This window comes from Psychrobacter sp. 16-MNA-CIBAN-0192, assembly GCF_040309565.1.
In the GTDB taxonomy this organism is placed as follows: Bacteria; Pseudomonadota; Gammaproteobacteria; order Pseudomonadales; family Moraxellaceae; genus Psychrobacter.
The window spans coordinates 26,780-39,277 of sequence record NZ_JBEOOX010000006.1; the positions used below are offsets into that span (position 1 = coordinate 26,780).

Genomic DNA, 12,498 nt, shown 5'->3' on the forward strand with positions numbered 1-12,498 from the left:
TTACCCTTCCTCATTCTGTTTCATTGCGGCATATTGGGCAATGGCAGCATCGATTTTGCTGCGTGATGGCTTGCGGCGTACTGAAGTGAAACCTACAGTTTCGCCGTGGCGCACATTGGGCACAACCGTCGCATAGACCCAGTAATGGCTACCGTCTTTACACAAGTTTTTGACATAACCATGCCACTTTTGTCCGGATTTAGCCGTCTGCCATAAGTCCTTATAAGCACCGCTTGGCATATCAGGATGGCGCAAAATGTAGTGCGGTTTACCAATCAGCTCATCAATTTCATAGCCACTAATTTCTACAAACGCGTCGTTCACATGCGTGAGAGTACCGTCTAAATCTGTCCGTGACACGATAAGTTTACCGTCAGGATAAGGGCGCTCAATGCCTGAATCATAAACAGCGCGCGAGGTTCCATCGTGATACGTTAACGTGATTTGCTCAGCAGGCATATCAGGCTTTTGAGCATCAGAAAGTGGAGAACCCATGATAATCTCCTTTATTGATTGTAATAATTATAATGAATTGATGGATATAATAACCAATGCGATATCCCATCAGTTAAAAGCAATCTTATAGAGCTATATATTATTTCTAAGCATTATTAATGTAGCAGCGCTTATAGAAATACTTAAATAAGTTTAGCCAGTGCTTCTGAAGCACGTTTAATATCTAAAAAAACCAGTCCCAGCTTAGCATTGGGCTTAGTCATGATGGTCAGTACTGCCTCATCGCCTGATGACGTCATAATAACCGAACCCGTTTCGCCTTGAATCATAATGCGATCAATACTTCCACGCGCCAACTCGCGACCTGCGCGGTCACCAAGAGACAATAGGGCGGCTGACATGGCACCGACTCTGTCTTCATCAACCCCCATCGGTAGGGCAGACGCTATCATCAAACCATCGGTTGAGATAAGAGCTGACGCTTCAACATCTACGGAGGAGTTGTTTAAGTCTTCTAAGATTTGTTGGAATGACTCTGTACGCATATATTTCTCTATCGCTGATTGTTAAATGGATACAAACTATCTATTGATAATTCTTAAAAATCGGGTCTGCTCAAAAGGTCTAGTATAAAACCTTGTTGCGTATATTGATATGATATTATCAGAAAATTTAATAAAATTATGTTGAATAAACCAATTAAACTAAAAATGGGAGTTATTGACTCTGTGGTATAATCCTCTTCGGCATAGGATAAAATTTTGTTAATCACAATCAAAATCCTTGGTTAACGACGCCGCTTAGATGTCTAGTTCACACTATTTTTTTTAAAACTATTGACTTTTTCGGTCAGAACTGTAAATTAAATAGGCAGAGTCAAGTCCCATTCATAAGACACCTTTCACATACCAGTCATATCATGACTCACTATTTTGTCATGTTCTCATCTATCTATAAATTGTAGCCTAGGTGGTGGTCTATAGTGACCTATTCATAACTATGGACGCTCGTATCGTGTGCCCGTCTAGGGGTTAATCGTTTGGCTTACATTCAAGTCACTCGTCACAGATTCTGTATCAGACCAACATTTGGCTGTTTAATACTGCACCGGTATTTGTCATATTGTAGTATATTGTCTTGCGATATGACCCGGATGTTATTCAGTACACCCACCTCGTTCCATAGTTAAGGAAGATATATGAGTATCAGTGACGCCATCAAAAAAATTGAAGCCCAATATGCGCATCAACCCGAATTCATTCAAGCTGTTAAAGAAGTTGCCATCACCATTAAGCCGTTGTATGACGCCCATCCTGAATATGAAACCCTAAAAATATTTGAACGTTTGGCAGAGCCTGATCGCACGGTTTGTTTCCGTATTAACTGGGAAAACGATAAAGGTGAGATTCAAATCAACCGTGGTTGGCGTGTCCAGTTTAATAATGCCTTAGGTCCTTATAAAGGTGGTTTAAGATTTCATCCAACTGTGACGGAATCAGTACTGAAGTTCTTAGGTTTTGAGCAAATCTTTAAAAACGCTTTGACTGGTCTACCGATTGGTGGTGGTAAAGGTGGTTCTGACTTTGACCCTAAAGGTAAGTCAGACTCTGAGATTCGTCGTTTTTGCTACGCCTTTATGCGTGAGCTGCATCACTATGTAAATAAAGACATCGACGTACCCGCTGGTGATATCGGTGTTGGTGGTCGTGAAGTGAGCTACATGTATGCGATGTATAAAAACCTAACGCGTGAGTCGACTGGTGTGATTACGGGTAAAGGCGTTGGTTTCGGTGGTAGCTTGATGCGTACAGAAGCCACCGGTTATGGTGCCGTATACTTCTTAGAAAATATGCTAGCTGCGCAAAACGAAGACATTAAAGGCAAAAAAGTATTGGTATCAGGCGCAGGTAACGTATCATTACATGCCGCTGAAAAAGTACATATGCTGGGTGGTATCGTCTTAACCGTATCTGACTCACAAGGTACCTTATACGATGAGCAAGGTCTCAATCAAGAAAAAATTGATTGGCTCAAAACTCAAAAAGAGCAAAGCAAACCGCTTGCTGACTATGTTGCTGTGTTCGGTGGCGAATGGCTTGCTGGTCAAAAACCTTGGAATATAAAAGCAGATATCGCTATTCCATCAGCGACACAGAATGAAGTGGATGAAGACGCTGCCAAGTTATTGGTAGATAACGGCGTAAAATATATCGTTGAAGGCGCGAACATGCCATTGACAGCCGAAGCTATTGACCATATTCGTCTACATCATGTGCATTATGCGCCGGGTAAAGCGGCGAATGCAGGCGGCGTTGCCGTCTCTGCGCTTGAGATGTCACAGAATTCTGTACGTCAATATCAAAGCTTTGAAGAAGTTGATAATCGCTTAAAAGGAATCATGAAAAACATCCATGATAGCGCTGCTGAAGCGTCAGAGAAATATGGTCAGACCGAAAATGGTTATATCGACTATATGGCAGGCGCTAATATCGTTGGCTTTAAACGAGTTGCCGATGCCTTAGTTGCTTATGGTATCTTAAACTAAGCAGTGTAAGTTGCTATTAAAAGCTGATTGCTAAGTGATACCGCGTTTATTCATTGATCCATTAATGATAAGCGCGGTATTTTTTTCATTTAAAAAAGTAGGATAGCTGAAATAGCATAATTTGATAATGCTTCAAGCCCCAATCGTGACATTCATCATTGGTTCTTTTTGTTTGCGCACTGTTTTTTAAAGCTATTTTGTAAGTACTGTTTTTTTGATATAAAGTCAGTAAATGCTATTATTCATAACTTGCTCACTGTTTTTGTACCAATTTTAAATGCCAATTGCGTTACTATGCTACATTATCGTAGCAGTCTTACATTAATCTTGGACGTTTACGTTTTTAATTAGCTTCGAAATTAACTGGCTAGCAATGCAAGTTAAGCATTGAAAAATATCTTCTGTAACCTCAAATCGAGCAACCCAAGGTTAATGTACAACGCAATGCTCAAACAATAATAACAATCATCATTTAAAGAAAACAAACGCTTATATGGTATGGTTTACACTGGATTACTAAGCTGATCTGTATCTTACTTCTTTTTTTCATATATTTAAGGATACCTTATGAAACGTCGCGCTTTATTAACGCTTGCTGCCAGTACGATATTGCTAGCTGCTTGTAGCCAATCGAATACAAATGATGCTGATAAGACGGCTAAAGCGGCAGATGGTGGCTCTGAGCTGCTGCAGCGTATCAATAGTGGCGGTACCATAAATGTAGGTACTGAGGGCACGTATCCTCCGTTCACTTATCATGATGAGAGCGGCAAGCTCACCGGCTATGATGTTGAAGTAACACGTGCCGTTGCCGATAAAATGGGCGTAAAGGTAGAATTTAAAGAAACTCAGTGGGATGCGATGCTGGCAGGTTTGGATTCTAAACGCTTTGATATGGTTGCAAATCAGGTGAGCCTAACCACGCCTGAGCGTATGGCAAAGTATGATAAGGCGACCGCTTATAGCTGGTCAGGTGCGGTGGTGTTAGCGCCGACTGAGGACAGTCGTTATAGCTCGTGGGATGCGCTGAAAGGTTTGCGCACTGCCCAATCACTGAGTAGTAACTATGGTGAGTTGGCAGAGCGGTATCAAGCAGAAATCGTGCCTGTTGATGGCATGGCGCAAGCAGTGCAATTGGTGAAGCAAGACCGTGCTGACTTTACCATGAATGATAATTTAGCAGTATTGGATTATCTGAAGAAATTTCCGAATAGCGGGCTTGAGATTAAACTGGTTGCGCCAGCCAGTGAGCTACGCGGTTCGGGCTTGATATTGCGTAAAGGTGATGACGCAGTCGTGGCAAAGATAGATGAAGCGATGGCAGCATTACAAGCCGATGGTACGTTGACCAAACTTAGCCAAGAGTTCTTTGGTGCTAACATAAGCAAACAAAACTAATGCTTGTATCTATAATGTCAGTATTTGCTGATCTATTAGCCTTATTACCGTTTATGACGCCCGAGCGGGCGCATATCGTTATCACCTCGTTTTGGCCGATGCTAAAAGGCGGTATCTATTATTCGATACCGCTGGCATTGATATCTTTTGCGATAGGTATGACGATAGCGCTGAGCGTGGCGCTGATACGTATTGTGCCACGCGCAAGCTTATGGCATAAAATCGTCTATCGTCTTGCGCGTATTTACGTATCTGCCATTCGTGGTACACCGATGCTGGTGCAGCTATTTATTATTTTTTATGGTTTTCCGAGTATTGGTGTCAAGTTAGATCCGTTCCCGTCTGCTATTATTGCATTTTCGCTTAATATTGGTGCTTATGCGTCAGAGACGGTACGCGCCTCGATTTTATCAATTCCAAAAGGGCAGTGGGAAGCCGGCGCAACGGTGGGTCTTACTTATTTGCAAACATTTCACCATGTTATTTTGCCACAAGCGTTACGCGTATCGGTGCCGCCTTTGTCCAATACGTTCATTAGCTTGGTTAAAGACACCTCTTTAGCGTCTTTGGTTCTAGTCACTGAGCTGTTTAAACAGGCGCAGATTATTACAGCGCGTAATTATGAATTCATGTTGGTCTATACTGAAGCGGCGATTATTTATTGGGGTATTTGTCTATTTTTAACCTTTATTCAAGGCAAGCTTGAGACGCGTTTAGACCGTTATATTGCCAAATAATTGATAAATAACTGATGAATAATTGATTAGTAACTGGCAGCATATCATTAATAATACCCGCATAACAGGAAAGTCTATGATTCACATCACTAATATTCATAAAGCTTTTGGTGGCAATCAAGTGCTTAAAGGCATCGATTTGACCATTCGTAAAGGCAATGTGGTGGTGATATTGGGACCATCCGGCTCAGGAAAAACGACCTTTTTACGTTGTATTAATGCGCTTGAGATTCCAGATCAAGGGCAGATTGTTTTTGATGATGGCAGTTTGACCGTGGATTTTGCCAATAAACCGAATAAGAAAACCTTACTGGCATTACAACGTAAGTCAGGTATGGTGTTTCAATCTTATAATTTATTTCCGCATAAAACAGCGCTTGAAAATTTAACTTTAGGTCCAACTGTAGTGCAAGGAAAATCAAAAGCTGACAGCCGTGCAAATGCGCTAGCCCTGCTGGAAAAAGTAGGATTATCTGATAAAGCGGATTTATATCCGTTTCAGTTATCGGGCGGTCAGCAGCAGCGTATTGGTATTGCGCGCGCGCTTGCCATTGAGCCATCGCTATTATTATTTGATGAGCCGACCTCTGCACTTGATCCAGAGTTGGTACAAGATGTGCTAGCAACGATGAAGCAGCTGGCATCAGAAGGTTGGACGATGGTGGTGGTCACCCACGAGATTAACTTTGCTCGTGACGTTGCCGATCATGTGGTGTTGATTGAAGATGGGCATGTGGTTGAAGAGGGCAGCGCTGAGCAGATGTTTGAGCTGTCGACGCATCCACGGACGCAGGCATTTTTACAGCGGATTGAAAGTTAATAAAGTTAATACACAGAAGAAAAAAGGCTGGCTTGCTATCAAGTCAGCCTTTTTTATATGTTTTTTATTATTTTTAGAACTGCTTTATGACACTTGTAATAAAAAGTTAGTCAGTAATCGCTTAGCCCCTTCGGTTGCAAATGACTCCGGATGAAACTGTACCCCTTGAATCGGATAATCACTATGACGCAAGCCCATAATCTCATCACCTGCTTGCGCCGCATCTGTCAAACTTAAATGGCGATGATCGGCATTGGCAACGACGGAAGTAACGGTTAAGCATGTAGGTAGCTTATCTTTTGCGACCATCAATGAGTGGTAACGCATAACTTCAAGCGCTTGTGGCAGACCATGATACACACCTTTGCCATCATGACGTATCGCTGAAACTTTGCCATGCATCGGAATACTGGCGCGAACCACTTGTCCACCAAACACCTGCGCAATACCTTGCATCCCTAAGCAAACGCCCAATAAGGGTATCGTTTTACCCAGTACGGCAATCACCTCTGCGCAAATCCCAAAATAGGCTGGATCATCAGGCGCACCCGGACCTGGTGAGATGATGATGCGATCAGGATTCATCGCTCGTACCTCATCAAGCGTTATCTCATTATTACGCTTTACGATGACGCTGCCTGCTCCTTTATCATCTATCGTCTGCAATATCTCGCCTACATACTGATAGAGATTAAAGGTAAATGAGTCGTAGTTATCAATAATTAAAACATTCATCAGCAATCCAATTTTTAAAAATACTGTTTATAAGCACCATACCTATTCATAATCGCCACGATTTTAAGGCTGAGTAAAGCTATCCAATACGACTCTCATTGCCGATAGTTTGCGCTGAATTTCTAAATATTCATCGGCTGGATTAGAATCGTAGACATTACCGCCGCAAGTTTGCGCATAGGCAGAGTCGCCATTGATAAATAAACTGCGAATCGGAATGGCAAAAATGCAGTCGCCGTTAAAGTTAAACGAGCCCAGCGCTCCGCCATAGGCACCGCGACCATCAGGTTCCAACTCATTAATAACCTTGATTGCCTCAATTTTTGGTGCGCCAGACAAGGTTCCGGCAGGAAAGTTACTGGCAAGGGCGCTAAACATATCTTCATTCGGATGCAAGATACCGACAATTTCAGAGGAGATATGTTGGACATGCGAGTAGCGTTTGATATCCATTAAGCTGCGTACTTTAACGGTACCAAATCTTGCCACGCGACCAATATCATTACGATGCAAATCTACCAACATATTATGCTCAGCGATTTCTTTAGCATCATTTAATAACGCACGTGCCAATTGACGATCTTCCACCTCATCAGCGCCGCGTCTAGCAGTACCGGCAAGCGGATAAGTTTCCATCTCACCTTGGCGCAAGCGAAATAACAGCTCAGGAGAGGCACCAATAATGCGCTGTTGCCCAAACTTCATAAAATACATGTGCGGTGAAGGATTGACCATACGCAGTTTTTCATAAATGGGCATGTGCGCGCCGCTAATTTGATAGCGCGACTTAAAGCCAACCTCACATTGAAAAATACGCCCGGCGGTAATATGTTCCTTTACCTGAATGACTGCATCTGCATGTGCGGCTTGACTCATGCTATCGCCTAAAAATGTCACCGTAGGCGGCTCATAGGTCGGAATTGGTGCATTAAGTAAAGCTTTAATGTGCTCAATGCGATTGCTTTGCTTGTCTGTCTCATAATAAAAATAGAAGATTTCGCCGGTCATTTTATCCAGCGTTAATCCATCTAAATAGACGCCAAATTTAAATGGTTCAAAGTCAGCGCTAGGCTTCGCATTTACGCTGGGCTCAAAAAAATTGACACTGTCATAACCCAAATAACCAACCAAGCCACCCGTTTGGTCACGCGCAATGACATGCTGTGGCGTGATTTCTCGTAGTAGCTGGTAAGGATTATCCGTTTCATAACAGCGGGCTGTAGCAGTTTTATTATCTGTAATGGCAAGCGTCTTACTGTCGAGTGCGCTAATGGTCAGTATTGGATCAAAGCCAATCGCATGATGGCGTGAAATATGGCTTTCATCACCCAATGATTCGAGCAAATAACAGGTATCAAATGCTGCCTCAATACGTTTAAATAGGGTGAAAAAATCAATATCTTCTGTCAGTTTAATACGTTGCGGTTTACTAGGTATTTCGATAGGTGCAGGCTTAAGCTGAGACGGTATAGGAGCAGTCATGATAGGTTCCAAAATAAGACAAATATGTATCAGAAAAAATAAAAATTATAGAATTAAGCTATTTATTATTTAGGGATTAATTTTTTGATGCGTTGCTAAAAGAGCGCTCACATCATGTGCTTGCATTGCTTTTGCACCGCGAGAAACTGTGGCAATACCAACACCTAATTGTTCAGATATTTCCCGATGGGTCACGCCTTGCGCTAATAAATCAAAAATACGAATACGATTGGCAATATCATGCTGCTCTTTGGTAGTGAGTAACGCGTTTAAAGCCAGTTCAATGTCATGGTTATTATCGCAGTTTGCTAAATGGGTTAACAGAATTTGATAAGCGTTGTCATTCATAAAAAGCCTGTTAACAAATAAAATAATAAAGAGTAGCAAGTTTCTTGTTTCAGTATACTAGTACGATAGTACATGAAAGACAAGATATTTATTATTAAAAGTTTATCGATTATCAGGCATAAAAAAGCCAGCTAATTTACATTAGCTGGCTTTAACAATCACTAATAACTACTAAACAGCATTAGCCTTTGCTCTATTTGACTTAGCTTCTTCAGTAGAGACATCAACGCAAACTTCCCAATCATCAATCTCAAATTCATGGCAGTTGTTACCCTCACCATTGATACGATCGACCACTAAGAAATCACAATCCGCTTTTAGCGCCAGTAGCGGATGATGCCAAACATTGGCATCATACTGTACACCTTGATACGAACGGGCATAAAAAACTTTTAAATCATCTGCTGATATTGGTGGCTCGCCAGCTTTTGCTACCACGACTATATAGTCTGTGCTATTCATAGAAAAGAAGGCTTGGCTACCAAACGGATGGTATTCCATAACCGATAACGTAATAGGGCAGTCACGTCTTTTGGTACGGAATATGCTGAAGCCAACTTCACCGCCGTCATTTTGAACTTTTGATATAGAGTCATGGCGACAGGCAAAGCCACGATTGATATCCCAGCTGTTTTCAGGACATTTTTCTTGATCATCATAAGGCTCAATCACTGAGCCATAAGGAGCAAAAGCAGCTTTGGTTAAAGGTTGAGCAATTATTGTGGTTTTCATTAATTCACCTATATATTAGTTAGCAATATTATTTATTGAGTTGACCTAATAACTTAGTAATTTAGTCACTTATTAAGTTACAGTCCATCAGTGATCAATAAAGATATCGCATTTTTATTTATGAGCTTTTTCTAGCGCTTCACGATGGTTACAGTCGGGAAGAAAGTTAGGCAGTTTATCCGTAATTTGTTGTTCATACTATTAAACGATTAGGTCCAGTATTGCCGATATTTACTTACTTGAGTTAAGTAAATATCGAATACAAGATATAGTTTTTGAACAATTGAATTACTGAGAAATAAACTTTCTTGAACGTATCGTCAGTTGGTCTACGTGATTGTTATTACGTATGTACTTATTGATATGATGATACGTCTTATGGTTACATCCAGTTTGCAGTGTTATCGGCAGTGGCTGGATGATTTTCATACCAGTGCTTAGCGATTTCATCGCGGCGGCAAACCCAAACGTCAGGCTTACTGGTGATGTACTTTAGGAATTGTTTTAATGCGGTGATACGACCAGCACGACCGATAATACGGCAATGTAAACCGATTGTTAGCATTTTTGGCGTTTCTGCGCCTTCTTCATATAAGGTATCGAAGCTGTCTTTTAGATATTGATAAAAAGGTTCAGCATTGGTAAATCCTGGGCTTGAAGAAAAACGCATATCGTTAGTTTCAAGGGTATAAGGAATAACTAAGTGTGGCTTACGGATTATACTACTGCCGTCTTCTACTTTGACATCAAGCCAGTACGGAAGTTCATCAGCATAAGAGTCTGAGTCATAAAGATAACCACCTTGCTCAGCGACCAATTCACGCGTGTTAGGGCTATCGCGACCAGTGTACCAACCTAAAGGCTGCTTGCCTAGCATTTGCTCAAAAATTTCAGTAGCGCGGCGAACATGCTCACGTTCTGTTTCACGGTACATGTTTTGATAGGTAATCCAGCGCAAACTATGGCTGGCAACTTCATGACCATCTTCTAACACACGCTCGATAATATGCGGTGTTTTTTCAGCAGCGGTGGCACAGGTGAAAGTAGTAATTGGCAAGCCGTATTCTTTAAACACGTCAAGCACGCGCCAAACGCCTACACGACTGCCGTATTCAAAAGCGGACTCAATAGACTGGTGACGATTGAGAAATTCTGGTGTGCCCAATACATCAGATAAAAAGCGCTCAGATTGACCATCACCGTGGATAACGCTGTTTTCTGCGCCTTCTTCAATATTTAGCACGAACTGCACCGCAATTTTTGCGCCGCCCGGCCAGTTTGCTTTCGGTGGGTTGTCGCCATAGCCTTTTAGGTCGCGAGGGTAGGCGTCCTGATCAAAGTCACTGGTAATCTTCTGCGTCATTGTGTTTTATCCTTAGTGAAAATAGAGCAATATATTTACTCAAGACTTAATAATCATATGAATATCATATGATGGTTTAGCAGCAATGTTATAAATTAAAAAGTTGTAAACTAAAAGCGGTAACTGATATAGGCATGGTAGTCAGCACCGAAATTATAGTGCTGACCTATTTTAGTGAATATTATTTATTCTATCGTTTTACATTTATTTTATCGTTTTACTATGGCATCTGCTGACACTGCATAAGGGCGCATGAGGAGCCAATAAACAATACCCCCAATTGCCGCACCCATTAGAAAGCCATAACCTTCAAGCTTAGTAAGTACAGGCACCAATATAGTTGCAATAGAGAATATAGCACCTACTGCAAAGGCAATCAAACCTCGAATATTCCACCCTTTATAATAGTAGTAGGCACCAGTAGGTTTATCAGAAAACAAATCGTTCATATCGATATGCTGGCGTTTAATAAGGTAGTAATCGACTACCAAAATACCAAAGAAAGGCGCAATAACCGCTCCAATAGCATTTACAAAGCCAACAATACCTATTTTACTAATAAAGGATAACCAAAGACCGCCAACAAAAAATGCAATAATCGCAGTGATTAAGCCACCTTTACGAAAGCTAATATGCTTAGGAAATAGATTGGCTAAGTCATAAGCAGGTGGTATAAAGTTTGCCACCATATTGATACCAACGGTTGCTGCAAAGAAGGTAAGTGCAGCGATAATCGTTAAAGGCAGTGCATCAACGCGTTCTACGATATCAGAAGGGTTGGTTAACGCTTCTCCAAATATAACGAGTGTACCTGCGGTGATGACAAGCGCAATGAATGAGAAGAAGAACATATTAACGGGTAAGCCAATTAAATTACCCAACTTCATATCACGTTCACTACGTAAAAAGCGTGAAAAGTCACCAAAGTTAATCACTACTGCTGCAAAATAAGCGACCATTGTTCCAACAATTGCTGTAAATGCTTGGAACTGATTACCATCGTAATCACTATTATTGGTAAAAATAGAGCTGATAGCTGGCAATAATTGGGAGCCTGACTGATACCATATCATGCCCATCAGTACAACCATCACCACATAAACCAAAGGTCCTGCCCAGTTTAAGAAATGCTTAATAGGTTCAATACCTGCCCAAAACAGCATGATTTGAAACAGCCAAACAATAATAAAGGCAATCCAAGCGGTACTGTTTAACCCTAGTAACGTGGCATCAGAACCACCAATAATTAGGGTTAATAAAATGGCAACGGCTGTTGAGGCAAAATAAGTCTGCACGCCATACCAAAAAATGCCAATAATTGCTCGTAGTACCGCTGGTAAGTTTGCACCATTAACGCCAAGGCTTGCGCGAATTAGAACTGGAAAAGGTATGCCATATTTGACACTTGGTTTACCCGTTAGGTTGACCATGAGCATCACAATAAAGCCAGCACATATAATGGCTGCCATGACCCACCAACCACTTAAGCCATAACTTAAAAATAATGAGGCAGCGAGTGTATAGCCGAATAAGCTTTGGATGTCATTTGACCAGACGTTAAATATAGAAAACCAGCCCCAAGTACGTTCATTTGGCGGTAATGGTGCCAAATCTTCGTTATATAGTCTTGAGTGTTTGATAGTAGAGTCGAGTTGACTGTGGTCGTATATAGCTGGATCTTGTTGCCGCTTATTAGACATCTGTATTTCCTTTTATCAGATGACAGCCACAATTAAGCCTGCTTTTACTTTATGTCTATATCATGATTTGGTCAAGACAATTTTTTATTTAATATAGATAAAGAATTATAATATATAGAGTATCGTTAGCTCAGAGGTAATAGTTTTTATATAAGCTAAATTGTTGATAGTATTAATTTTTA

At 41.2% G+C, this 12,498-nt stretch carries 12 protein-coding genes; 4 read left to right on the forward strand and 8 right to left on the reverse strand.

Annotated features, from left to right (window positions below; all coding sequences use genetic code 11):
• Complete coding sequence (locus tag AAEY78_RS07010; RefSeq protein ID WP_352338471.1) at nt 1–495, reverse strand: PAS domain-containing protein; 495 nt, start codon at nt 493–495, stop codon at nt 1–3.
• Between the two features lie 143 nt (nt 496–638).
• The gene (locus tag AAEY78_RS07015) at nt 639–1,001 is read right to left on the reverse strand and encodes a roadblock/LC7 domain-containing protein (protein WP_352338472.1); all 363 of its coding nucleotides are present in this window, start codon (nt 999–1,001) and stop codon (nt 639–641) included.
• A gap of 653 nt (nt 1,002–1,654) precedes the next feature.
• On the opposite strand from AAEY78_RS07015, the gene gdhA reads away from it, so the two are divergent.
• The 4 genes from gdhA to AAEY78_RS07035 all read left to right on the forward strand — a co-directional run bounded on the left by gdhA (nt 1,655) and on the right by AAEY78_RS07035 (nt 5,956).
• Nucleotides 1,655–3,001: an NADP-specific glutamate dehydrogenase gene (gene gdhA, locus AAEY78_RS07020; RefSeq protein ID WP_352338474.1), complete on the forward strand. Its 1,347-nt coding sequence runs from the start codon at nt 1,655–1,657 to the stop codon at nt 2,999–3,001.
• A 567-nt stretch (nt 3,002–3,568) separates the two neighbouring features.
• Nucleotides 3,569–4,399 (forward strand): amino acid ABC transporter substrate-binding protein, encoded by an 831-nt coding sequence (locus AAEY78_RS07025; protein WP_352338476.1) that lies wholly within the window; start codon nt 3,569–3,571, stop codon nt 4,397–4,399.
• Entirely contained in the window at nt 4,399–5,136 is a 738-nt protein-coding gene (locus AAEY78_RS07030; protein ID WP_352338478.1) for an amino acid ABC transporter permease, read from the forward strand. The genes AAEY78_RS07025 and AAEY78_RS07030 overlap by 1 nt, the downstream gene beginning before the upstream one ends.
• 76 nt (nt 5,137–5,212) lie before the next feature.
• The gene (locus tag AAEY78_RS07035; RefSeq protein WP_352338480.1) at nt 5,213–5,956 is read left to right on the forward strand and encodes an amino acid ABC transporter ATP-binding protein; all 744 of its coding nucleotides are present in this window, start codon (nt 5,213–5,215) and stop codon (nt 5,954–5,956) included.
• 84 nt (nt 5,957–6,040) lie between these two features.
• Here AAEY78_RS07035 and AAEY78_RS07040 read toward each other — a convergent pair whose 3' ends face one another.
• The 6 genes from AAEY78_RS07040 to AAEY78_RS07065 all read right to left on the reverse strand — a co-directional run bounded on the left by AAEY78_RS07040 (nt 6,041) and on the right by AAEY78_RS07065 (nt 12,316).
• Nucleotides 6,041–6,691: an anthranilate synthase component II gene (locus AAEY78_RS07040; RefSeq protein WP_352338481.1), complete on the reverse strand. Its 651-nt coding sequence runs from the start codon at nt 6,689–6,691 to the stop codon at nt 6,041–6,043.
• 63 nt (nt 6,692–6,754) lie between these two features.
• Entirely contained in the window at nt 6,755–8,173 is a 1,419-nt protein-coding gene (locus AAEY78_RS07045; RefSeq protein ID WP_352338483.1) for an anthranilate synthase component I family protein, read from the reverse strand.
• 69 nt (nt 8,174–8,242) lie between these two features.
• Complete coding sequence (locus AAEY78_RS07050; RefSeq protein WP_352338485.1) at nt 8,243–8,521, reverse strand: Trp family transcriptional regulator; 279 nt, start codon at nt 8,519–8,521, stop codon at nt 8,243–8,245.
• A gap of 171 nt (nt 8,522–8,692) precedes the next feature.
• Nucleotides 8,693–9,253 (reverse strand): ureidoglycolate lyase, encoded by a 561-nt coding sequence (locus AAEY78_RS07055; protein WP_352338487.1) that lies wholly within the window; start codon nt 9,251–9,253, stop codon nt 8,693–8,695.
• A 382-nt stretch (nt 9,254–9,635) separates the two neighbouring features.
• On the reverse strand, nt 9,636–10,616 hold the full coding sequence (gene puuE, locus AAEY78_RS07060) for an allantoinase PuuE (RefSeq protein ID WP_352338489.1): 981 nt from the start codon (nt 10,614–10,616) through the stop codon (nt 9,636–9,638).
• Between the two features lie 209 nt (nt 10,617–10,825).
• Nucleotides 10,826–12,316: an NCS1 family nucleobase:cation symporter-1 gene (locus AAEY78_RS07065; RefSeq protein WP_352338491.1), complete on the reverse strand. Its 1,491-nt coding sequence runs from the start codon at nt 12,314–12,316 to the stop codon at nt 10,826–10,828.
• Nucleotides 12,317–12,498: the final 182 nt, after the last annotated feature.

Excerpts from the sequence above, each read along its gene's own strand:
- puuE (WP_352338489.1), bottom strand. The coding sequence starts at position 10,616 with ATGACGCAGAAGATTACCAGTGACTTTGATCAGGACGCCTACCCTCGC.
- AAEY78_RS07030 (WP_352338478.1), top strand. The coding sequence starts at position 4,399 with ATGCTTGTATCTATAATGTCAGTATTTGCTGATCTATTAGCCTTATTA.
- AAEY78_RS07050 (WP_352338485.1), bottom strand. The coding sequence starts at position 8,521 with ATGAATGACAACGCTTATCAAATTCTGTTAACCCATTTAGCAAACTGC.
- AAEY78_RS07055 (WP_352338487.1), bottom strand. The coding sequence starts at position 9,253 with ATGAAAACCACAATAATTGCTCAACCTTTAACCAAAGCTGCTTTTGCT.
- AAEY78_RS07040 (WP_352338481.1), bottom strand. The coding sequence starts at position 6,691 with ATGAATGTTTTAATTATTGATAACTACGACTCATTTACCTTTAATCTC.
- AAEY78_RS07025 (WP_352338476.1), top strand. The coding sequence starts at position 3,569 with ATGAAACGTCGCGCTTTATTAACGCTTGCTGCCAGTACGATATTGCTA.
- AAEY78_RS07010 (WP_352338471.1), bottom strand. The coding sequence starts at position 495 with ATGGGTTCTCCACTTTCTGATGCTCAAAAGCCTGATATGCCTGCTGAG.
- AAEY78_RS07035 (WP_352338480.1), top strand. The coding sequence starts at position 5,213 with ATGATTCACATCACTAATATTCATAAAGCTTTTGGTGGCAATCAAGTG.
- AAEY78_RS07045 (WP_352338483.1), bottom strand. The coding sequence starts at position 8,173 with ATGACTGCTCCTATACCGTCTCAGCTTAAGCCTGCACCTATCGAAATA.
- AAEY78_RS07015 (WP_352338472.1), bottom strand. The coding sequence starts at position 1,001 with ATGCGTACAGAGTCATTCCAACAAATCTTAGAAGACTTAAACAACTCC.
- gdhA (WP_352338474.1), top strand. The coding sequence starts at position 1,655 with ATGAGTATCAGTGACGCCATCAAAAAAATTGAAGCCCAATATGCGCAT.
- AAEY78_RS07065 (WP_352338491.1), bottom strand. The coding sequence starts at position 12,316 with ATGTCTAATAAGCGGCAACAAGATCCAGCTATATACGACCACAGTCAA.